Annotated in this window: 13 protein-coding genes and 1 pseudogene; 7 read left to right on the top strand and 7 right to left on the bottom strand. The window is 67.2% G+C overall.

Going from position 1 to position 22185, the window contains the following annotated elements:
- Positions 1 to 41: 41 nt before the first annotated feature.
- The 3 genes from OG729_RS09185 to OG729_RS09175 all read left to right on the top strand — a co-directional run bounded on the left by OG729_RS09185 (position 42) and on the right by OG729_RS09175 (position 3358).
- Positions 42 to 1424 carry a SpoIIE family protein phosphatase gene (locus OG729_RS09185; protein ID WP_360870494.1) on the top strand — a complete coding sequence of 461 codons (1383 nt, stop codon included), beginning with the start codon at positions 42 to 44 and terminating at the stop codon, positions 1422 to 1424.
- Between the two features lie 239 nt (positions 1425 to 1663).
- On the top strand, positions 1664 to 2470 hold the full coding sequence (locus tag OG729_RS09180; RefSeq protein WP_405805435.1) for a hypothetical protein: 807 nt from the start codon (positions 1664 to 1666) through the stop codon (positions 2468 to 2470).
- 189 nt (positions 2471 to 2659) lie between these two features.
- The gene (locus OG729_RS09175; protein ID WP_360870500.1) at positions 2660 to 3358 is read left to right on the top strand and encodes a class F sortase; all 699 of its coding nucleotides are present in this window, start codon (positions 2660 to 2662) and stop codon (positions 3356 to 3358) included.
- 28 nt (positions 3359 to 3386) lie between these two features.
- Here the strand turns inward: OG729_RS09175 and OG729_RS09170 are convergent, their stop codons facing one another.
- The 4 genes and pseudogenes from OG729_RS09170 to OG729_RS09155 all read right to left on the bottom strand — a co-directional run.
- Entirely contained in the window at positions 3387 to 4916 is a 1530-nt protein-coding gene (locus OG729_RS09170) for a helix-turn-helix domain-containing protein (protein WP_405805433.1), read from the bottom strand.
- A 290-nt stretch (positions 4917 to 5206) separates the two neighbouring features.
- Positions 5207 to 5497, bottom strand: a complete 291-nt coding sequence (locus OG729_RS09165; RefSeq protein ID WP_405805432.1) for a hypothetical protein — start codon at positions 5495 to 5497, stop codon at positions 5207 to 5209.
- Between the two features lie 356 nt (positions 5498 to 5853).
- Entirely contained in the window at positions 5854 to 6897 is a 1044-nt protein-coding gene (locus OG729_RS09160; RefSeq protein ID WP_405805431.1) for an AAA family ATPase, read from the bottom strand.
- A pseudogene (locus OG729_RS09155) lies at positions 6894 to 8252 on the bottom strand (Mu transposase C-terminal domain-containing protein); the annotation flags it as partial. The gene OG729_RS09160 and the pseudogene OG729_RS09155, both read right to left, overlap by 4 nt.
- A gap of 124 nt (positions 8253 to 8376) precedes the next feature.
- Here OG729_RS09155 and istA point away from each other — a divergent pair.
- Both istA and istB read left to right on the top strand, forming a co-directional pair.
- A complete protein-coding gene (istA, locus tag OG729_RS09150) occupies positions 8377 to 9792 on the top strand; it encodes an IS21 family transposase (RefSeq protein ID WP_405811003.1) in 1416 nt (471 codons plus the stop codon).
- Positions 9789 to 10559, top strand: a complete 771-nt coding sequence (istB, locus tag OG729_RS09145) for an IS21-like element helper ATPase IstB (RefSeq protein WP_405803643.1) — start codon at positions 9789 to 9791, stop codon at positions 10557 to 10559. Before istA ends, istB begins: the two co-directional genes overlap by 4 nt.
- Positions 10560 to 11323: 764 nt before the next feature.
- On the opposite strand, the gene OG729_RS09140 is transcribed toward istB, so the two are convergent.
- Positions 11324 to 12073, bottom strand: a complete 750-nt coding sequence (locus OG729_RS09140) for a TnsA-like heteromeric transposase endonuclease subunit (protein WP_405805429.1) — start codon at positions 12071 to 12073, stop codon at positions 11324 to 11326.
- Between the two features lie 379 nt (positions 12074 to 12452).
- Here OG729_RS09140 and acnA point away from each other — a divergent pair, with 379 nt between their 5' ends.
- The gene (gene acnA / locus OG729_RS09135; RefSeq protein ID WP_405805428.1) at positions 12453 to 15167 is read left to right on the top strand and encodes an aconitate hydratase AcnA; all 2715 of its coding nucleotides are present in this window, start codon (positions 12453 to 12455) and stop codon (positions 15165 to 15167) included.
- Between the two features lie 82 nt (positions 15168 to 15249).
- Here acnA and OG729_RS09130 read toward each other — a convergent pair whose 3' ends face one another.
- On the bottom strand, positions 15250 to 16170 hold the full coding sequence (locus OG729_RS09130; RefSeq protein ID WP_405805426.1) for an FG-GAP repeat domain-containing protein: 921 nt from the start codon (positions 16168 to 16170) through the stop codon (positions 15250 to 15252).
- Between the two features lie 204 nt (positions 16171 to 16374).
- A complete protein-coding gene (locus tag OG729_RS09125; protein ID WP_360869390.1) occupies positions 16375 to 20211 on the bottom strand; it encodes a GH92 family glycosyl hydrolase in 3837 nt (1278 codons plus the stop codon).
- Between the two features lie 517 nt (positions 20212 to 20728).
- On the opposite strand from OG729_RS09125, the gene ngcE reads away from it, so the two are divergent.
- Positions 20729 to 22165: an N-acetylglucosamine/diacetylchitobiose ABC transporter substrate-binding protein gene (gene ngcE, locus OG729_RS09120; protein WP_405805425.1), complete on the top strand. Its 1437-nt coding sequence runs from the start codon at positions 20729 to 20731 to the stop codon at positions 22163 to 22165.
- Positions 22166 to 22185 lie beyond the last annotated feature (20 nt).

Genomic DNA, 22185 nt, shown 5'->3' with positions numbered 1-22185 from the left:
CGCAGGGTGCGCACCGCTGCGTCACGGCGGGAGGTGATCGTGTGCGTGCCGACTCCCTTTCGGCGGGGCTCGCTGTTCTTGGTACGGACACGAGGTACCTCTTCGCGGACCCGGCCTACTGCCGGATCTCCGGCGAGGCGTGGGCGGGTCTCGAGGGCCGGCCCATCGGCCCGCGGGCCGAGCTGAGCGTGGGACCGGCGGCACTGCTGGCCGCGGTCCTCGCCGACGGGCACCCGCGTACGCATGTGACGCCCGTCAGCCGTTGCACCTGGTACCGGCTGGTGACGCACGGGGAGGTGGCCGGCCTTGCAGGGCTGCTCACCGAGACCGTTTCCACAGCGGACCGGATCGGAACGACGCTCGACGAGCAGACCACGTGCCAGGAGGCCGTCAACTACCTGCACGCGTCGGTTGCCGACGCCGTAGCGATCGATCTGCTCCCCGAGCCGACGCACCGCGCCGCCGTGGCCGGCCGCGGCGACCTCCTTCCCGCCCATCCGTTTCGTACCGCTCTGAGCGGCCGCCCTTTCCTGGACGACCGGACGCTCGCGGTACCGCTCATGGTTCACGGCCGCGTCCTGGGCGCCGTGCACCTCGTACGGAGCCACGGCGGCTTCTCCGAACGCGACCTGCTGATCACCCGGGCGGCGGTCTATCGGGCCGCCGTCGGCATCGACCATGCCCGCATCCTCGCCGAGGCGCAGCGGACCGGTGTCGAGCTGCAGCGTGCCCTGCTGACCGACCCCGGACTGCCGCACCCGAACCTCGAGTTGGCCACCCGCTATCTGCCCTCCGGCTCGAGCACCCTGGTCGGCGGGGACTGGTTCGAGACCGTACGTCTCCACTTCGGCCGGACGCTGCTGGTGATGGGCGACGTGATGGGCCACGGCGTGGAGGCCGCGGTCGACATGAACAGCTACCGCTCGACCCTTCGCAGCGTCGCGGCCGCCGACCTCCCGCCGCACCGGGTGCTCAGCCAGCTCGACCTCAACATCGCCGAGGCCATCGCCCGCCGCCCGGCCACCTGCCTCCTCGTTCGCGTGGACCCGGCCCGCGGCCTGTGCTCCTTCTCCAGCGCCGGCCATCTGCCCCCGGCCCTGTTCAGCCGCGAAGGCAGCGCGGAGCTGATCGACGTCCCGGTCGGCCCACCCCTCGGGACGGGCCTCGGAGGCTACGGGATCGCCTCCCGCAGCCTCGGCCCCGGCGACACGCTCCTCCTGTTCACCGACGGCCTGATCGAACGCCGCGGCGAGGACATCGACTCCTCCCTGGCCCGCCTCGCGCGCGTCCGCCCCGACCTCTCCGGAACGGCCGACGATCTGGTGGACGAGGTGCTGGCGGCCCTGGACGCATCCCATGCGGAGGACGATGTCGCCGTGATGGCGGCCCGCATCCGCAGACGGCCACCGCCGGACGGTGGCTGACGGCTCCGCCGGCCTGAAATTGCGTCAGGAAGAGCCAAACCCGGCTCGGCGTGGCGTGCCGCCCAACGGGTGATCATTGGCCCCCAAGCCACTCGAAGAGCCCATCATGTCGCCCGAATGCTGTGCTCTCCGCTGGTGCGAAGTCCAAATCGGGCTGACGGTGGATCACGTCGCCACTGCGATCCGATGAGCCGACGATGTGTCAGCCAGCGCAGTAGCGGCGAAAGGAATACGTCCCCATGCGCTCAGCTCGCACCCTGTTCGCCACAGCAGCCGTTACCGCGGTCATCGCCGCCTCCGCCCCCGTTGCGAACGCCATCATCTCCGAGGACTACGGGCAGGACAGCTCCTCAAGCAGTGGCTACGAGAAGTCCGACAAGGAGGACTCCGACAAGTCAGAGAAGGGTGGCTACGAGAAGTCCGACAAGGAGGACTCCGAGAAGTCGGAGAAGGGTGGCTACGAGAAGTCCGACAAGGAGGACTCCGAGAAGTCGGAGAAGGGTGGCTACGAGAAGTCCGACAAGGAGGACTCCGAGAAGTCGGACAAGGGAGACCACGAGGAGTCGGCCAAGGAGGACCACGAGGAGTCGGCCAAGGAGGACCACGAGAAGTCGGACAAGGAAGACCACGGAAAGCACGAGAAGCCGTGGGGTGGTGTCCACACCGGTGGTGGCGCCCTGGCCATGACCAACGACTACGGGCATGACGACTCATCCGACAGTGAGAAGTCCGACAAGGGAGACCACGAGAAGTCGGACAAGGAAGACCACGGCAAGCACGAGAAGCCGCACGGTGGTGTCCACACCGGTGGTGGCGCCCTGGCCATGACCGTGTCCGAGGACTGGGGGCAGGGCGAGAAGTCCGACAAGGGTGGTCACGACTCCTGGAAGAAGGAGAAGCCGCACGGCGGTGTCCACGCCGGTGGTGGCGCCATGGCGCTGTCCGGCAGCAGCCTCGCGGCCGGTTCTCTGCTGATGCTCGGTGGTCTGGGTGCTGGGGCGTACATGCTGCGCCGCCGCAACGCGACGGGTGGTGCCGCGGCCTGACGGGCGCGACCCACCAGCAGGTCGCGCAGTGTCGCGGCCGCCGTCTGCCAAGGACGGCGGCCGCGGCGCTGCCGTTTTCCGCCACCGCGGCCCGCGCCCCACAGCCCCGCACGGCAGCGCGCCCCGCAGCCCGTTCAGCCGCCCGCCCACTCGCGCCCACTGGTGCCCCTACGAGAAAGACGCGCTCCCATGGCCGCCCCGCAGCCTTCCAGTCCTCTCGCGCCCCGGACCACATTCGCCTCCCGCAGCCTCGGCCGCGCCCTGCTGTGGCCCGCCGCAGCGGTCGGGCTGGGCTTCCTCATGATCTACAACACCTTCGACCCTTCGGCGGAGAGCAGGCCGACGGCCCCTCCTGTGGTGTCCGCGCCCACCACCCCCGGACCTGCCGCCGCCCCCGCCGCTGCTCAGCTGGCACTGCCGCCGTCCCCTCCGACGCGGCTGTCGATCCCGGACATTGCCGTCGACGCGCCCTTCATCGCTTTGGGCATCGGCGCGACCGGACAACTCAACGCACCACCGGTCAACGACACCAACCTGGTCGGCTGGTTCCTGGGCGGAGCGACACCGGGCGAGCGCGGCACCTCGGTCGTCGCGGGCCACGTCGACACCATGACCGGCCCGGCCGTGTTCTTGCAGCTCAGCACCCTTAAGCCGGGCAGCAAGGTGGACATCACGCGCGCGGACGGCAACGTCGCCACCTTCAAGGTCGACTCGGTCGAAAGCTTCAGCAAGGCGAACTTCCCCGACCAGCGGGTCTACGCCGACACCCCGGCCCCCCAGCTTCGCCTGATCACCTGCGGGGGCGACTACGACAGGAAGGCGAAGGACTACAAGGAGAACGTGGTGGCGTTCGCCCACCTGGATTCCGTCAAGCGCGCCGCTCCCTAGGTCCCGTCCGGCCGGGAAATGCCGCTTCCTAGATGTCCCGGAAAATCTCGATCTGCGCGCCCACCGAGTTCAGCCGCTCCGCCAGCTCCTCGTAACCCCGGTTGATCACATAGACATTGCGCAGCACCGATGTGCCCTCCGCCGCCATCATCGCCAGCAGGACCACCACCGCGGGGCGCAGCGCCGGCGGGCACATCATCTCTGCCGCGCGCCACCGGGTGGGGCCCTCGACCAGGACGCGGTGGGGGTCCAGCAGTTGCAGGCGGCCGCCCAGGCGGTTGAGGTCCGTCAGGTAGATCGCGCGGTTGTCGTAGACCCAGTCGTGGATCAGCGTCTTGCCCTGGGCGACCGCCGCGATGGCCGCGAAGAACGGGACGTTGTCGATGTTCAGGCCCGGGAAGGGCATGGGGTGGATCTTGTCGATCGGCGCCTCCAGCTTGGAGGGGCGCACGGTCAGGTCCACCAGGCGGGTGCGTCCGTTGTCCGCCGCGTACTCGGGGGAGCGGTCGTGGTCGAGGCCCATCTCCTCCAGGACCGCGAGCTCGATCTCCATGAACTCGATCGGGACGCGACGGATGGTGAGTTCGGACTCGGTGACCACGGCCGCGGCGAGCAGGCTCATCGCCTCGACCGGGTCCTCGGAGGGGGAGTAGTCGACGTCCACGTCGATCGTGGGGACGCCGTGGACGGTGAGCGTGGTGGTGCCGACGCCCTCGACCTTGACCCCCAGCGCCTCCAGGAAGAAGCACAGGTCCTGGACCATGTAGTTGGAGGAGGCGTTGCGGATGACGGTCACTCCGTCGTGCCGGGCGGCGGCCAGCAGCGCGTTCTCGGTCACCGTGTCGCCGCGTTCGGTCAGCACGATCGGGCGGTCGGGCGCGATCGATGGCTCCACCTTCGCGTGGTAGATGCCCTCGGTCGCCGTGATGTCCAGTCCGAACCGGCGCAGCGCGATCATGTGCGGCTCGATCGTCCGCGTGCCCAGGTCGCAGCCGCCCGCGTACGGCAGCCGGAAGCCGTCCATCCGGTGCAGCAGCGGACCGAGGAACATGATGATCGAACGGGTACGGCGCGCGGCCTCCGCGTCGATCGCGTCCATGTCGAGCTGCGCGGGCGGCACGATCTCCAGGTCGAGGCCCTCGTTGATCCAGCGGGTGCGCACCCCGATGGAGTTCAGCACCTCCAGCAGGCGGAAGACCTCTTCGATGCGGGCCACCCGGCGCAGCACCGTACGGCCCTTGTTGAGCAGTGAGCCGCAGAGCAGCGCCACGCACGCGTTCTTGCTCGTCTTGACGTCGATGGTGCCGGAGAGCCGGCGCCCGCCGACCACCCGCAGATGCATGGGACCGGCGTAGCCGAGCGAAACGATTTCACTGTCGAGCGCCTCGCCGATGCGTGCGATCATCTCAAGGCTGATGTTCTGGTTGCCGCGCTCGATGCGGTTCACCGCGCTCTGACTGGTGCCGAGTGCATCCGCGAGTTGCGTCTGTGTCCAGCCCCGGTGCTGACGGGCGTCACGGATGAGCTTGCCGATGCGTACGAGGTAGTCGTCTGCCATGGGTGCACGCTATCTCAGATATGAGATGGCGGTGTTGGTGGGATGGACCGGATGGGTGAGACCTTGGACGGGTGATGTCCGACGGTGTGTCAGATCTGTCGGAAGGTCAGCCGGGTGATCCGCGCCAGGCTGCCGCGTCCTCGCCGGGCCGCGTCGGCCGCCTCCCGCGGCGACGCGGGCGGCATGGCAAACCCTTGCGTGACGTCTAACACGGGAGTGACCTGTCTCACTGAAGGTAGAGCTCGTCTCATCGAAGTTGGAGCGATCCGGATCAGGATGCCTTCGCGCTGTCAGGGGGAGAGCCGCCGCTGCTGGTTCTGAGCCGTGCGGCGTTGCTTGCTGGCCATGATCTGCAGGTTTGCGATCGACACCGAGATGTCGTGGATGTCCATGAGCTCGGTCCAGATCTCCTTGGCGCCTATGCCCTTGTTGATCATTGCGGCGATCAGTTCCTGGGCCTGGTCGTCGAGGGCGGTGCGTCGTCGGCGTGTGCTGCGAGCGGGGAAGATTGAGGAGTTCAGGACGCGGCGAACCAGCCAGCGGGGGACCTCCCATTCTGCCGAGATGGCGCGGACGGTCATGTTCCCGTCCAGCGCATCGTGCTGGATGAGAACTGTTTGGTCGACCCGGTGACGGGTGAGAGCTTTGTGCTGGTGGAGGCGGAGGGTGCGAGGACTCGGCTTAGCCCGGCCTCGGGGAGAACTGGCATCTGAGAGTGCGTGCTGCAGGGCTGCCGTGGAGCGTCCTGAGACAGCAGCGAGCCGTTCGATTTGGGGTTTCCCGACCCAGAAGGGCGGTCCGCAGAGGAAACAGTGCAGGTAGCTGGGCTTGAGGTGGTTAGCTCGGGCCAGCCGTCGGATGTATGGGTCGGTCATCTCGCCGAGCTGCGGGCGGACATTGACGGGGAGCCGGGCGATGCGGTCGGGCAGCTCAGATGTCACCGACTGGTCGCCGTCGACAGAGCTGAAGCGTTCTGGGCGGTGTGGTCCAGTGGAATCGCTTCCAGGGACTTCTTGGTGATCTTCTCGGTGCCGGTGAGGATCGCGTCGATCGCAGCCCCGCGGATGGCATGGGAGAGCGCCCCGATCATGCCGCCAGTCCGTTCGTGCAGGTAGCGGTCGAGCGTGACGAGTGTTCCGGGGCGATGTTGGTGCAGCAACAAGGTGTTCTCCAGGGTTGCGACCAAGCCCTGCCACTCGGTGCCGTAAGGGAACGCGTGGGTGGGGATGAGCGTGAAGCGTCCAGCGATCTGGGCCCCGCGAGTTCCGGAGAGCAGGTTGCCGTGCTCGATGTTGATGCCGGCATAGATGAAGGTCGCGGGGATGCGTTCAGAGAAGTACTTGAGGGTGTCGGCGACTTCGGCTCCGGTGCGGCTGGTCAGCGAGACGTTGTGCAGTTCGTCGACCAGGACCAGGCCGGTCCGAGCGTCGGTGCAGACGCCGACGACAGCCTCGATGAGGTCGGTGATGTTCGAACGGCGGTGGACTGGAAGACCGAGGAAGCGGGCGAACTCGGCGGCGACCATGCGGGCGGTCGCGGCGGGCGGGACGGTGATATAGATGACCGGGATCCGGCCAGGGGCATGTGGGTGGCGGGCGCGGTCCAGGAGTTCGTGGGAGCGCCCGAGCTGGGTGATGGCGATGGTTTTGCCGGTTCCGGCGGGCCCGGAGACGATCAGCCCGCGGCGGGCGCTGATCGCGTGCCGGTTCAGCAGCACCAGACGTCGCCCGCAGGTCACGGTGTGGCGGACGATGGAAGTGGCGACCACGAGCAGCCGGGCGTGGTGATCGAGCCGGGCCTCGTGGTCGATGTCCCGTTCAAGATCCGAGAGTGCGGCGCGCGCATCGGCGGTCAACAGCATTGGCGGGGAGGGTGGTTCGGCGGTGAAGCGGTGCCAACCTTCGCGCGTGGTCAGGTGGAGCCCGGCTTCGTCGTCCGCAGTCTCCAGAGCCGTGCCTGCTGCGGGGCTCGGATCGGTCACTTTCGCCTCCATGGATCTTCCAGCGGATCAAACAACCCCAGCGGGATCACCTCGGCGAGTGGTTCGTTCCCGGCCGTGGATGTCTCCGGCTCGGCGGGCGGTGCAGGATCCGGCCGGGGAACGGAGGTACTGGGACCTGCGGCCCGGGTGCGGGCGGCGACCCGCTTCTCCCGGGCAGTACGTTTCGGATTCGCCGGCTGATCGGGCCCGGCATGGGCCTTGGCCAGGAGGGCGGAAACCGCGTCGGCGATCTCGGCTTCGGTGGCCTTGGGCAAGCCTTGGCTGGCGTGGTCCCAGGCCAGTTCGCCGAAGGGGACGGGAACCCGCCGCAGGTGCTTCCAGGTGGCCTGGATCCACTTGCCGTCGGCGTGATGGTTGCGTACCCAGATCCGGGACACGTCGTAGGGGTCGTGATGGATCTCCCAGAGCCCCTTCTTCGCTGTGACGCCGGAGTGCTGCCGACGGAAGGGGGTCAGCTCAGGGCTGTCGTAGGTGCGGCGCTTGATCTTGATCCCGTAGTCGTTGACCACCCGCCAGACGGCAGGCAGCAGTTCGACGTAGTCGTCACCGCTGAGCGCGACCGGAACGTAGCCGCAGGCCTCGACGAGGGCCGCGTACTTCTCGTTCGGCGTGAACGACCTGCCCGGGTGGGACGGATCGCGCAGCCCATCATGCTGGCGGTTTTGCCACTTGGCGACGAGCCACTCGTCCAGCAGCTCCTGCAGTTCCAGCAGAGACCACAGCGGCTGCTTGTCCAGGTTCCGGCCGCGGCGATCGGTGTTGCGCCCCGTGAAGCCCGAGAGGAACTGAGTGAACAGAGTGCCCACTGAGTTCAGCATCTTCTCGATGTGCCCCTTCTCGAAGGGCGAACCCTTGTGAGCAGGCTGGACATCGATCTCCAGGAACCGGCAGGAGGCGAGGAAGTTGCGGGAGATGAAGGCCTTGCCGTGATCGCAGACAATCATCTCCGGCACGATCACCGGCCGCGCAGCCGCGTGCTCCAGACGCTCGTCGATACTCAACAACCGCCGGTGCGGCAGCACCGAACGGGACATCCGCAGAGCATCGATCCAGCCCGGCCGCATCACCTCCGGCGTGACCGTGCGAGCCAGCAGCACGCTTGCATCCACCGACTTCGTCGTGGGCCGCAGCACCGCTGCGGTCACTGTTCGCGTCGCGACATCGATCATGCCGGTGAGCTCGACCTTGCCCGTGACGCCATCGTCGAGGCGGACCAGCACATCCAACGGTGTGGAGTCGATCTGCATCACCTCGCCGGGTGCGAAGGCCGGCAATTCGCCGAACGGAGCTTTCGCCCCGTGCGCCCGTGACCTGCGGGTCACAGCGGAACCGGTGTCGGCGTACACGTGAACGTCCCCACCCGCGTACGGATGAAAAGGGACAGTTGTTGATGCGGTGAGACCTGTTGCCCGCCACTCTGCTGCTTGATCGATGTGGGATGGCGGAGGGCGGTTGACGGTGGTCTTGGATCCGCATCGCTGGCTGGAACTGCGGCGTTTCCGTGGCCTGTTGGAGTCCGGGGCGATAAGTCTGTCGGAGATCGCCAGGGAGACGGGGCTGGACAGGAAGACGGTCCGCAAGTACCTCTCTGCACCTGGTCCGGCGACTCCTCCGAGGCGGTCGGCGAACGGGCGGTCACGGGCGAGGGCAATCGACGAGTTCGCGCCGCTGGTCGACTCGATGCTGCGGGCCGAGGTCCTGATGAAAGCGGCGGTCATCCACGAACGGCTTGCCAGCGAGTACGGGTTCACCGGCAACTACCAGCGGACGAAGCTCTACGTCCAGGATGCCCGTCCCAGGATCGCCGAGGAACTCGGCATCACGCCGAAGGAACTGGCGGGCATGCACCGCCGCTTCGAGGTCATCCCGGGCGCCCAGGCCCAGGTGGACTGGGGCGACGAGGGAAGGACCCTCGCCCACATGGGCATCGGCAAGGTCTACTCCTTCCACATGACGCTGTCGTACTCCCGTGACCCGTTCTGCTGCTTCACCACCAGCCAAGACCTGCAGTCGTTCTTCGACTGCCACCGCCGGGCGTTTTCCCACTTCGGCGGGGTGCCCATGACGATCGTTTACGACCGCACCAAGACCGTCGTCCGCCGGCATGTCGCCCCCGGCGAGGCGGTCCCGCTGCATCCGGAGGCGGTCGGCTTCGCCGGCCACTACGACTTCGACATCGATGTCCTGGCCGCCTACCGGCCCACCGGCAAAGGCCGCGTCGAACGCCAGGTGCTGATCGTCCGAGATCACGTGCTGTCCGGCCGGGCTTTCTGCTCCGTCGAGGAGATGGACGCCGCGTTCGCCGCGTGGGTGCCGCTCCGGCGGGCTCAGATCCACAAGACACACCGGGAGGTCATCGGCGAGCGGGCGGCCCGCGACCACGCGGCCCTCAAACCGCTGCCGCCGACCCCCTATCTGGTGGCCGAGCGGCACCTGCGGCCGGTCGGCAAGGACTGCCTGGTCGCCTTCGGCGGCAACCTCTACTCGGTGCCCGCCCGGCGCGTCCGCCCGCGCCAGCTGGTGGAGATCCGGGCCACGAAGTCGCAGGTCATGCTGCACTCCACCGTCCCCGGCACCGACGGCGACACGCTGCTGGCCATGCATGCGCGGGTGGTCGGCCGCGGTGTCCGCGTTGTCGAGGAACAGCACTGGGACGGCCTGCCCACCGGCAAGGGACGCCGAACCACCACCGGCGACATCCCGCCCCGGCCCCGCCCGCAGCCCCGAGGTGAAGAAGCCGGCCCGTTGCAGGCCCTGCTGAACCGGGCCGCCGCCACCCGGATCGAGGTCGGCCGCCGTCCGCTGTCGGTCTATGACGAACTGACCGGCACCCGCCCCTTCACCACCAGCCGACCGACGAAGGAATCCTCTTGAGCGAGCTGACCGGCAACCGCATCCGCACCACGGCCGGCAAGCTCGGCCTGCCCCACCTGGCGGAAACCATCAACGAGTTCACCCGGCGCGCGGACGAGGCGAAGATGGGCTACCTCGACTTCCTCGACCTGGTCCTCTCCGAAGAACTCGCCGTCCGTGACGACCGCCGCTTCCGCACCTGCCTGCGGACCTCAAAGCTGCCGCACCACAAGACGCTCGACGAATACGACTTTTCCTTCCAGCCCGAACTCGACCCGCGCAAGGTCAAGGACTTGGCCACCTTGTCCTTCGTCGAGGCCAAGGCGAACGCGGCCCTGCTCGGTCCGCCCGGGGTCGGCAAGACGCATATCGCCGTCGCTCTCGCGGTCGCGGCCTGCCGGGCCGGCTACTCGATCTACTTCACCAGTCTCGACGACATGGTCCGCAACCTCAAAGCCGCCGAAGCGACGGGCCGGCTGACCAGCAAGCTCGGTTCCTACCTTCGGCCGAGCGTCCTGGTGGTCGATGAGGTCGGCTACCAGCCCCTCGAACGAGCGGAAGCGAACCTGGTCTTCCAGGTCATCTCCAAGCGCTACGAGAAGGGCTCGATCATCCTCACCTCGAACAAGACCTTCAGCGAATGGGGCCAGGTCTTCGGCGACGAAGTCCTCGCCACCGCCATCCTCGACCGCCTCCTGCACCACTGCGAAGTGATCGCCATCAACGGCCCCAGCTACCGACTCAAGAACCGACTCAAGGCCATCGAGCGAGAGAACGAAGTGGCCTGACAGCTGGGGACGTTCATCTGTACGCGGCTGGGGAGCTGAGGCCGTACGCCGACAACCGGTGGTGTGGGTGCCGGAAGTGAGTTTGTCCAGCAACCGGTAGAGCGTGGCGCGGGAGGGCAGCTGGGTCCCCCGGCCCTCGTCACTGCCCTTGAGGATTTCGCCGGTCCGCCACAGAAGGAACGTGCCCGTGCGGGTGGAGGCGTCCACGGCCTCGCTGATCGCCTGTCGCATCGCCGCGACCACCGCATCATCCACGGTCCCGTACTTGGGCGTCTTGCGCACTGGACGATGATCCGCCAGTCCGAGAACCCCGCTCGTTTCGTAGCGACGACGCTTCTTGCCGACGGTGCTTGCACTCACCTTGTGCCCGCCGACAGTCAGTTCGGAGGCCTTGGCCCACTCCCGCGCGGTGAGCGACCGGGTAGGGCTGTACTCCGGTTTCGCCTCCGTGCCCTGCGGGGCATCCGGCGGCAGCCCGTGCAGGACCTCCAGGATGTGGCCCTCCCACCACAAGGCCTTCTCCAACACCGGCTGCGGCAACGTCTCTAGCAGGGACACCGGCGGCAGGGGCATTCGGCCGGAACTGTCGACGACCACGAAGTCGTCGTCGGCGAACAGCAAAGCCGGCGGCACTGCCCGAGGCTCGCCGCACATGTCCGAGAGAGTGATCGAGCGGCCCGAGACCGCCAGCACCACGCGGATCTGCCCGTCGAAACGCACCCGTTCACCGACCGCGAGACCTTCTGGGCGAAGCAAATGGCCCATCATCGCCCCTTTGCCGTCTGAACCACGCTGTCCGACGCCAGCAGCTGCGAGGCCACATCCGCCTCCAGCACGCGGTGCCACAGCAGGTGGAACAACACCGGCAGCACCAGGAGAGGGTCGCCGGCCTCCACGGCTCCCGCCAGCAGCGGAGTCGGTTCGTCGAAGACACAGACCAGCCGGTCGGCAACATCCCGACGCTGACCACACCGACGCCTGCGATAGCGCGACAGCCATCGCATGTTCGCCATCAGCACCGGATCCGGGACACCGACGTGTACGAACTGCCAGCCCACTGCCCGACAGGCCCGCTCCGTCGCCTCGAAGGCACCCGCGGTTGCTTCGTCGATCCGGTCACCGGCGCGGACATCGACGACCTGGCCACGGCCGTCCGCGAGCCGCACGAAGTAATCCGGGGCATGACGACGCTTGCGTGAGCCGTCATTCCAGTGCAGCCAGAAGGGTTGTGAGGCGATCCCCCTCACATCCGGATCGGCGTCGAGGAGGATCAGCCGGTCGCGCTCCAACCACGACTCGTACCCGATGTGGTCACCCGTCGTCGCCGACCAGTGCCAGCCCGCGAAGCTCTCCCCGCCTTTGGCCCATCGGAACGAACGCACCGGGTCCACCCGCTCGAAGCGCGAGTTCCAGCTGGCCCTCAGAGGACGACGAACCCGCGTGTCGCCCTCGTAGAAGTCCAGGTCAAACGAACCCAATGCCGAATCCGCGTACGCATCCGCGAGCTCTCCCACCAGCCACCCCTGCCAACCCCGTATCCACTCACACTGTGAAGAGTCAGACTCTCCAGGCCTTGTGGGATCCAGCCAGGTCAGATGCAGTGGAACCCCTCGCGCGAGTGAAGGGCCACTCAAACTTCGGTGAGACGAAACCGTCAGTCATCCGTGTTCGATGAGATCGATCAGCCTTCGATGAGACAGCACAGGGAGGTCCGGGCATGACCGGACAGCGGTCATGTACTAGAGTTATCTCGACATCGAGATATCTGCCGAAAGGCGTACCGCAGCCGCCATCCGGTAAGGGTTACCTAACTAAGTCTTACCTTAGCGGATCGGCGAAGAGCCGTGGCGGCAGCATTGAGGTAGTACGCGCACATTGATGAAGGAGACTGTCGTGTCGGCGAACAGCTTCGACGCCCGCAGCACGCTGCGCGTGGGCGACGAGTCGTACGAGATCTTCAAGCTGGACAAGGTCGAGGGCTCCGCCCGCCTCCCTTACAGCCTCAAGGTTCTGCTGGAGAACCTTCTCCGCACCGAGGACGGTGCGAACATCACCGCCGACCACATCCGGGCGCTCGGCGGCTGGGACTCCCAGGCGCAGCCCAGCCAGGAGATCCAGTTCACGCCCGCCCGCGTGATCATGCAGGACTTCACCGGTGTTCCCTGTGTCGTGGACCTCGCCACCATGCGTGAGGCCGTGAAGGAGCTCGGCGGCGACCCGGCGAAGATCAACCCGCTGGCCCCGGCCGAGCTGGTCATCGACCACTCCGTCATCGCCGACAAGTTCGGCACCAACGACGCCTTCGCGCAGAACGTCGAGCTGGAGTACGGCCGCAACAAGGAGCGTTACCAGTTCCTGCGCTGGGGCCAGACCGCGTTCGACGAGTTCAAGGTCGTCCCGCCCGGCACGGGCATCGTCCACCAGGTCAACATCGAGCACCTGGCGCGCACGATCATGGTCCGCGGTGGCCAGGCCTACCCCGACACCCTCGTCGGCACCGACTCGCACACCACCATGGTCAACGGTCTCGGTGTGCTCGGCTGGGGCGTCGGCGGCATCGAGGCCGAGGCCGCGATGCTCGGCCAGCCGGTCTCCATGCTCATCCCGCGCGTCGTCGGCTTCAAGCTGACCGGTGAGCTCAAGCCCGGCACCACCGCCACCGACCTGGTGCTCACGATCACCGAGATGCTGCGCAAGCACGGCGTCGTCGGCAAGTTCGTCGAGTTCTACGGTGAGGGCGTCGCCGCCACCTCGCTCGCCAACCGCGCCACCATCGGCAACATGTCGCCGGAGTTCGGCTCGACCGCCGCGATCTTCCCGATCGACGACGAAACGATCAAGTACCTGAAGCTGACCGGCCGCAGTGAGCAGCAGCTCGCGCTGGTCGAGGCGTACGCCAAGGAGCAGGGCCTCTGGCTCGACCCGGCCGCGGAGCCCGACTTCTCCGAGAAGCTCGAGCTGGACCTGTCGACGGTCGTCCCGTCCATCGCCGGCCCGAAGCGCCCGCAGGACCGCATCATCCTGGCCAACGCCGCCGAGCAGTTCACGCAGGACGTACGCAACTACGTCGACGACGCCGACGAGGCGGGCATGGAGTCCTTCCCGGCTTCCGACGCCCCGGCCGCCACCAACGGTGTGCCGACCCGGCCCACCCTGGTCACGGCCCCCGACGGTTCGACGTACGAGATCGACCACGGCGCCGTCACCGTCGCCGCGATCACCTCCTGCACCAACACCTCGAACCCGTATGTCATGGTCGCCGCCGCGCTGGTGGCCAAGAAGGCGGTCGAGAAGGGCCTGACCCGCAAGCCGTGGGTCAAGACCACGCTCGCCCCTGGCTCCAAGGTCGTCACCGACTACTTCGACAAGGCGGGGCTGACCCCTTACCTCGACAAGGTCGGCTTCAACCTCGTCGGCTACGGCTGCACCACCTGCATCGGCAACTCCGGCCCGCTGCCGGAGGAGGTCTCCAAGGCCGTCAACGAGCACGACCTGGCCGTGACGTCGGTCCTCTCGGGCAACCGCAACTTCGAGGGCCGTATCAACCCCGACGTCAAGATGAACTACCTGGCCTCCCCGCCGCTGGTCGTCGCGTACGCCCTCGCGGGCTCCATGAAGGTGGACATCACCAAGGACGCGCTGGGCACCGACCAGGACGGCAAGCCGGTCTTCCTGCAGGACATCTGGCCGACCGAGGCCGAGGTCAACGACGTCGTGGCCAACGCCATCGGCGAGGACATGTTCAACAAGTCCTACCAGGACGTCTTCGCGGGCGACGCGCAGTGGCAGGCGCTGCCGATCCCGACCGGCAACACCTTCGAGTGGGACCCGCAGTCGACCTACGTCCGTAAGCCCCCTTACTTCGAGGGCATGACGATGGAGACCACCCCGGTCTCGGACATCAGCGGCGCCCGCGTGCTGGCCAAGCTGGGCGACTCGGTCACCACCGACCACATCTCCCCGGCCGGTGCGATCAAGGCCGACACCCCGGCCGGCAAGTACCTCACGGAGCACGGCGTCCAGCGTCGCGACTTCAACTCGTACGGCTCGCGCCGAGGCAACCACGAGGTGATGATCCGCGGCACCTTCGCCAACATCCGCCTGCGCAACCAGATCGCGCCGGGCACCGAGGGCGGCTACACCCGCGACTTCACCGTCGAGGGCGGCCCGGTCTCCTTCATCTACGACGCGTCGCAGAACTACCAGGCCGCCGGCCTCCCGCTGGTGATCCTGGCGGGCAAGGAGTACGGCTCGGGCTCGTCCCGCGACTGGGCCGCGAAGGGCACGGCGCTGCTCGGCGTCAAGGCCGTCATTGCCGAGTCGTACGAGCGCATCCACCGCTCGAACCTCATCGGCATGGGCGTCCTGCCGCTGCAGTTCCCGGAGGGCGCTTCCGCGGAGACTCTCGGCCTGACCGGCGAGGAGACCTTCTCCGTCTCCGGCGTGACCGAGCTCAACGACGGCTCCACGCCGCGTACGGTCAAGGTCAGCACCGACACCGGTGTGGAGTTCGACGCGGTGGTCCGCATCGACACCCCCGGTGAGGCGGACTACTACCGCAACGGCGGCATCATGCAGTACGTGCTGCGGAATCTGATCCGCAAGTAAGCACGGCAGTGCGGCAGAAGGGCCGCACCCCCGGTGACGGGGGTGCGGCCCTTCCGTATGCGCCGGCCGATCGGTTACCGGATCAGAACAGCTTGTTGTAGATGTTGAAGCCGGAGCCGACCTTGGTGCGGGCGCTGAACGGGGCGGCGGCGTTGCCGGTGCCCTTGTACAGCCACAGGGCGCCCGCGGCGTCGCGCGCGACGACGTCCGCGCGGCCGTCCAGGTTCAGGTCACCGTTGGCGATGATCTTGTTGTAGGTGTTCCAGCCGGAGCCGACCTTGGTGCGGGCACTGAACGGGGCGGCGGCGTTGCCCGTGCCCTTGTACAGCCACAGCACGCCGGACGCGTCCTTCGCGAGAATGTCCGCGCGGCCGTCACCGGACAGGTCGCCCTTGCCGGTGATGTGCGTGTAGATGTTCCAGCCGGAACCGGCCTTCACACGCGTGGACAGGGTGCCGGTGCTGGTTCCCTTGTACAGCCAGAGCACACCGGACTTGTCCCGGGCGAGGACGTCGTCCGACGAGGTGCCACCGAGGTTGCTCGGGGTCAGCACCAGGTTGTAGATGTTCCAGCCCTTGCCCACCAGCTTGCTGCCGGTGTCGTTGCCGAAAGCGACGTAGCCGGCGTTGTCCCAGGTCCAGGCGCCGTCGGACTGGCCGTCGGCGTTGAGGTCGATCGCCGCGGCGAGCCTGATCGCGTCCCAGCCCCCGTCGATGAAGCTGCGGGTGGCGAAGCCCCCGCTGCCGTTCGGGCCGTAGACGTAGGCGTTGGTGTTCTTGTCCACACCCCAGAGGAGGAACACCGGGGCGGTGCCGGCCTGCGCCGCGGCGGGCGCGTTCGACGGCTCGACCGCGGAAGCGGCGATGTCGGCGCTCTTCGGCGCGGGCGCCGAGGTGTCGGCCACGGCGGACCCGGCGGACGTGCCGACCAGGGCAGCGGCTATGGCTGCGACGGTGAGACGCGACAGGACACGCCCGCGCTTACGGCCGGGAAGATTGGCCACGTATTTTCTCCATGTGCGTGATGAGGCGCGATGAACCTCACGAGTTCACCGCTGGATCATCGAGATCTTTGCACAATCTCTTTACCCGTCAATCGGTTTGAAGTGGAGTCAAGGCGTCCAGTGCCGTCACGGAAGGTGCAAACAGCCCCGCACTCGGCAAAACCGGGCGCGGGGCTGCGTCAGTCTGTGACGAACCCGTCGGTGTCAGGAGATCAGCTCCACCTCCGCGAGCGTCGCCGAACTCGTAGCCACCAGCCGGTACTTGGCGTACGAGCCGGGCGCGGCCACCGTGAAGACGCGCGTCTGCCGGTCCCAGGCGAAGCTCTGTCCGGACCGCTTGTCCAGGTCCTTCCAGACCGTCCCGTCCTGCGAGCCCTGCAGCACCCAGCCGGCCGGGGCCTTGGCCCGCGCCGACGAGGTGAGCGTGTACTGCACCGCCCGGGTCTTCGACGCCACCGGCAGCTCAACCGTCTCGAACGTGGCCTCCGTCGCGGAGGCGTTGTCGAAGAGCGGACCGCCGGTCGTGATCGCATCGTGGCGCGGCGACGGAGCCTTGTCGTCCTGGGTGATGGAGACCGGGGCGGCGTTCTTGCCCGTGCCCCACGAGGACGGCTTCGAGCCCATCGTGAACTCCAGCGTGCCGCCCCGCGCGATCAGCTGATGCGGCAGGGCAGTGGAGTTCCAGGACCTGCCGTTCACCTTCAGCCCCTGGACGTAGACGTTCTTCGCGCTGTTCCCGGGAGCCTTGATCACCAGGTCGCGGCCGCTGTCCAGATGGACGGTCGCCTTGGTGAAGAGCGGCGACCCGATCGTGTACTCGCCGCTGCCCATCACCAGCGGGTAGAAGCCGAGCGCGGAGAAGAGGTACCAGGCCGACTGCTCGCCGTTGTCCTCGTCGCCGTGGTAGCCCTGCCCGATCTCGCTGCCGGTGTAGAGGCGGGAGAGCACCTCGCGCACCTTCTCCTGGGTCTTCCAGGGCTGCGACGCCGCGTTGTACATGTATGTGACGTGGTGGGCGACCTGGTTGGAGTGGCCGTACATGCCCATCCGGACATCGCGGGCCTCCGTCATCTCATGGATGACGCTGCCGTACGAACCGACGAAGTCGGGCGAGGCCGTCTCGGGGGTGGAGAAGTAGGTGTCGAGCTTCTCGCCGAGTGCGGAGCGGCCGCCGTAGAGATTGGCGAGGCCCCGGCTGTCCTGAGGTGCGGTGAAGGCGTAACCCCAGCCATTGGTCTCGGTGTAGTCATAGCCCCACACCCGCGGGTCGTACGTGCCGGACGGGACCCGCCAGTCGCCCTTCAGGTCGCGGCCCTGGAAGAAACCGGCCTTGGAGTCGAAGAGCTTGACGTAGTTCCGGGCCCGGTTGAGGAAGTACTCGGACTCCTCCTGGTAGCGGGCCTTCTTGGTCTTCTTGTAGAGGGCCTGGCCCATCTTCGCCAGTCCGTAGTCATTGAGGTAGCCCTCCAGCGACCAGGACAGCCCCTCATGGGTCTCGGTGGAGGCGTAGCCGAGGAACGGCGAGGTCTCCATGCCCTTGCGGCCGACGCCCGAGGTGGGCGGCACCACCGTCGCGTTCTTCAGCGCCGCCTCGTACGCGGCCTCGGCGTCGAAGTCCACACCCTTGACGTACGCGTCGGCGAAGGCCACGTCCGAGCTCGTGCCGGTCATCAGGTCGGCATAGCCGGGCGAGGACCAGCGCGAGATCCAGCCGCCGTCCTTGTACTGCTGGACGAAGCCGTCCACCAGCTCGCCCGCCTTCTCGGGGGTGAGGAAGGAGTACGCGGGCCAGGTCGTCCGGTAGGTGTCCCAGAAGCCGTTGTTGACGTACACCTTGCCGTCGACGATCTTCGCGCCGGTACGGGTCGGGGTGTCGGGCCCGGTCATCGGCGAGAACGGGCTCGCGTACTGGTGCTTGGGGTCCGCCTTGGTGCCGGTGTTCTCGAATCCGGAGTTGGGATAGAGGTACAGGCGGTACAGGCTGGAGTAGAGCGTGGTCAGCTGGTCGCGGTTCGCGCCCTCGACCTCCACCCGGCCGAGCAGCTCGTCCCAGGCGTCCCGCGCCCGTTCCTTCACCCGGTCGAAGCCGGTGCCCGCCGGGATCTCGTCGGCGAGGTTCTTCTTCGCCTGGTCGACGCTGATGAGCGAGGTGGCCAGCCGGAGACCGACCGTGCGGTCCTTGCCCGCGTCGAAGCGGAGATGGCCGCTGACCCCTTCGGCGGCCGACCCGGTGACCGGCGCGTCGAAGACGCCGTACACGAAGAGCCGCGTCGCACCCGTGGACAGCCCGCTCTTCACGTCCGAGAAGCCGGTGAAGGAGCTGGTGGCCGGGTCGAGGGTGAGTCCGCCTTCCTTGGTGACGTTGTCGAAGATGACGCTCGCGTCGTCACCGGGATAGGTGAAGCGCATCATCGCCGCATGGTCGGCCGGGGTGATCTCGGCCTTGAGGCCGTTCTCGAAGGTGACCCCGTAGTAGTGCGGACGCGCGGTCTCCTTCTCGTGCCGGAAGGGCAGGGCGCGCTTTGTCCGGTCGGTCTCCGGGGTGCCTGCCGCCGCGGACGGCATCAGCTGGAAGGTCTGCCGGTCGCCCATCCACGGGCTCGGCTCATGGCTGGCGCTGAAGGCCTGCAGGGTCGGCAGATTGTCCGCGTTGTTACCCCGCGCGTACTCGTACAGCCAGCTCTTGGACCCGGCACTGGTCACCGGGGTCCAGAAGTTGAAGCCGTGCGGCACGGCGGTCGCCGGGAAGGTGTTGCCGCGGGAGAAGGAGCCGCTGGAGTTGGTGCCGCGGACGGTCGAGGCGTAGTCCGAAAGATGGGCCAGTCGCTTCTGAGGAGCTTTGGGCGCGATCGCGATGTCGTCGATCCAGCCCTGGAACTTGCCCGGACCCTTGGGGGAGTCGTACGCGACCAGGATCCGGTCGACCGTCTTGCCGGCCGCGACCGTACCGATCCTGGACGCGACCTGGTTCCACTGGTTGACGTAGAGCCGCTTGGCGGCGCCCTGGCCCTGAGGGGTCAGCAGCCCGCCGTGCGAGTCGAGAGCCCGCAGATCACTCAGATAGGTGCCATCGGTGAAGGCCAGGTCCACCGACACATTCGTGGCCGGGTAGTTGAGATCCGTCTCCGGCAGGGACGGGAAGATCCGGTACGAGAGCTCGGTGTCGCGGCGGACTGCCGTATTGACGTCGAAGACCTTGTTGTACGAGTAGGCCCGGCCGGCCGGCTTGTGGGTGCCGGCGTACCTCAGGGCGCGCTTTCCGGTGAATCCGGCGTTGGACTTGGCGGTGGGGGAGCCGTTGGGTCCGCGGTCGACCAGGCTGCGCATGTCGTCGGGCGTGGGCGTGCTGGTGTCGCCGTTGGAGAACTGCACATCGGCGAGCTGGGTGATGTCCGCGCCGTTGTTCTTGGTGATCTCCAGCCGGTAGTGCGCGTACGCCGTGGCGTTGGCCCCGTCGGCGATGTCGTACGGCTTGGTCTGAAAGCGCTTGTCGAAGGTCTCGCCCTCCCGGGTGTCGAGCACCTTCCAGTCCTTGCCGTCGGCCGAGCCCTTGAGGGTCCAGTCCTTCGGGTCGCGCGAGTCGTAGTCGTTCGCCGAGGTCAGGGCATAGGTGACCACCTTGACCGGAGTGTCCGTGTCGAACTCGATCCACGCCGTCGGCTGGAACCCCAGCCATTTGGTGCCCGGTTGCAGATCGACCAGGTTCTCCTTGGTCTCGCCCGCGCCGGTGTTCTCGTCGCTGGCGCGGAGGTCTATCACCTTATCGGTGACATTGCCCGGTATGCCGCTTGCGAAGCCGCCGTCGACGCCGGACGAGCGCTTCGTGCCGTCGGCGCCGACCTCCACGGTATTGCGCCAGTCCGGCTGGGCTTCGTCCGCCTCGAACGACGAGGTGAATTCCGGGTCCGCCGAGGGGGATTGGGCGGACTGTGCGGGCAGGGCGACGGCCGCCGACTGGGCCGTCATCACGAGCAGTGAGGCGGCCGCCACCAGGGCCGCCGCGTGGATTTGTCTCTGCCGAGGTCGGGGTCTGGGCTGCATCCCGGGCCTTTCCTCCAGTTGGGAGCCGTTGGAAAACCGCGTTGGACAACGTTGTCAGGCGCATGCGCAGGCTCCAGTAGGGAGGTAAGTGCCAGACGGTGTCAAGGGTGTTGACGGGGTGGGGCGGCCGGATTCAGTCGTTCAGGGAAAGGACTGTGATCGGATGGGCGCGCGCGAGGCTCAGATATCCGCGAGGTCTCAACTCGGGAAAGACTGCCGTCCAACCTTGCTTTCGATCTTGCTCCGTCGGCGGGAAGTGGACTATACCTGTCGGCACCCGCATAGCTCTTCCACAAGGCAGCGGGCCAGGGGGGACGACAACGACGGGCAGGCGTGTGCACCGACTGCCTGCCGTCCGCGTTCCGTTCCCGCTGCCAACCGTGCACGACCCAAGCTTCACTGAGTTTCCCCCCGGGAAAACACAGCAACTGACCGCGGTGGCGGGGCCCTTCGCTGAGGCGAGAAGGACGGGCGACCGGTACACCGCCTGAGTCCTGTAGAAGGCGAGGACTTGAGCATGGGATCCACCTCCGCCCCCGACAATGAGGGCCTCGGCCGTCGTGATCTGATCAAGCGGTCTGCCGCACTCGGTTTGATCACCGTTCCGACGATGAGCTTCCTGTCCGCGTGTGCCTCCGGCGGCGGGGGCGGCGAAGACGGCGCTGCCAAGGGGAAGGTCAGCAAGGACAACCCGTTCGGTGTGGCCAAGGGCAGCAAGGTCGACGTCGTCGTCTTCAAGGGCGGCTACGGAGACGACTACGCCAAGGCGTGGGAAGCAGCTTTCGACAAGAAGTGGGGGACCAAGTCCTCCCACCTGGGAACCCAGGAGATCACCGGGAAGCTGCAGCCGCGCTTCAACGGAGGCAACCCGCCGGACGTCGTCGACGACTCCGGCGCTCAGCAGATCAAGCTGGACGTGCTCTTCAAGAGCGGCCAACTCTCCGATCTGGCGGCGGTCCTGGACTCGCCCTCCATCGACGACCCGAGCAAAAAGGTCCGGGACACCCTGATCGCGGGCACCGCCGAACAGGGACTCCAGGGCGGCAAGATCGTCTCGCTCAACTACGTCTACACCGTCTGGGGGCTGTGGTACTCGGGCAAGCTCTTCAAGGAGAAGGGCTGGACGGCGCCCAAGACCTGGGACGAGTTCCTCGCCGTCTGTAAGTCGGCCAAGGACGCGGGCATCGGCGGTCTCGCCCACCAGGGCAAGTTCCCGTACTACATCAACGTCGCCATCATGGACCTGATCGCCAAGCTCGGTGGTCTGGACGCGATGAAGGCGATCGACAATCTCGACCCCAAGGCGTTCGTCGGCAGCAATGTCGCCAAGCAGGCCGTCGAAGCGGTCTACGAAGTGGTCGAGAAGGGCTATCTCATGCCCGGCACCAACGGCCTGACGCACACCGAGTCGCAGACCCGCTGGAACCAGTACAAGGCCGCGTTCATCACCTCGGGTTCGTGGCTGGAGAACGAGCAGCTCAAGCAGACTCCGGAGGACTTCGACATGAAGTTCCTGCCGATGCCGGTGCTGCCCGGCAGCAAGCTGCCCTTCGAGGCGATCCGGGCCGGAGCCGGCGAGCCCTTCATTGTCCCGGAAAAGGCGAAGAACAAGGCCGCGGGCCAGCAGTTCCTGCGCTCCATGCTCTCCAAGGAATGGTCGACGATCTTCGCCCAGAAGGCGAACTCGCTGACCATCCTCAAGGACGGTGTGGACCCGAACGTCCAGCTTCGCCCGGGCACCAAGTCAGCCGTGGACGCCGTGAAGGCGGCGGCCGACAACACCTTCAACTACCTCTACCCCAACTGGTACAGCCAGATGGACACCGACATCCAGAACGCATCCAACGAGCTCATGGCCAAGCGAATCCAGCCGGCGGAATGGCTGAAGCGGGCCCAGGCAGCGGTCGACAAGGCGGCGAAGGACCCGAACGCCAAGAACAACCGCCGCGACTGAGCAGCCTCACCCCGCTCACC

It is taken from the genome of Streptomyces sp. NBC_00210 (assembly GCF_045160975.1).
GTDB lineage: Bacteria > Actinomycetota > Actinomycetes > Streptomycetales > Streptomycetaceae > Streptomyces.
The sequence above is the reverse complement of the archived record's forward strand: the minus strand, read 5'-3'. Positions and strand labels throughout refer to the sequence as shown.

Bases quoted from the DNA above. Each gene is read 5' to 3' on its own strand.
- OG729_RS09180 (WP_405805435.1), top strand. From the start codon at position 1,664: ATGCGCTCAGCTCGCACCCTGTTCGCCACAGCAGCCGTTACCGCGGTC.
- OG729_RS09175 (WP_360870500.1), top strand. From the start codon at position 2,660: ATGGCCGCCCCGCAGCCTTCCAGTCCTCTCGCGCCCCGGACCACATTC.
- OG729_RS09170 (WP_405805433.1), bottom strand. From the start codon at position 4,916: ATGGCAGACGACTACCTCGTACGCATCGGCAAGCTCATCCGTGACGCC.
- OG729_RS09165 (WP_405805432.1), bottom strand. From the start codon at position 5,497: ATGACCGTCCGCGCCATCTCGGCAGAATGGGAGGTCCCCCGCTGGCTG.
- OG729_RS09125 (WP_360869390.1), bottom strand. From the start codon at position 20,211: ATGCAGCCCAGACCCCGACCTCGGCAGAGACAAATCCACGCGGCGGCC.
- ngcE (WP_405805425.1), top strand. From the start codon at position 20,729: ATGGGATCCACCTCCGCCCCCGACAATGAGGGCCTCGGCCGTCGTGAT.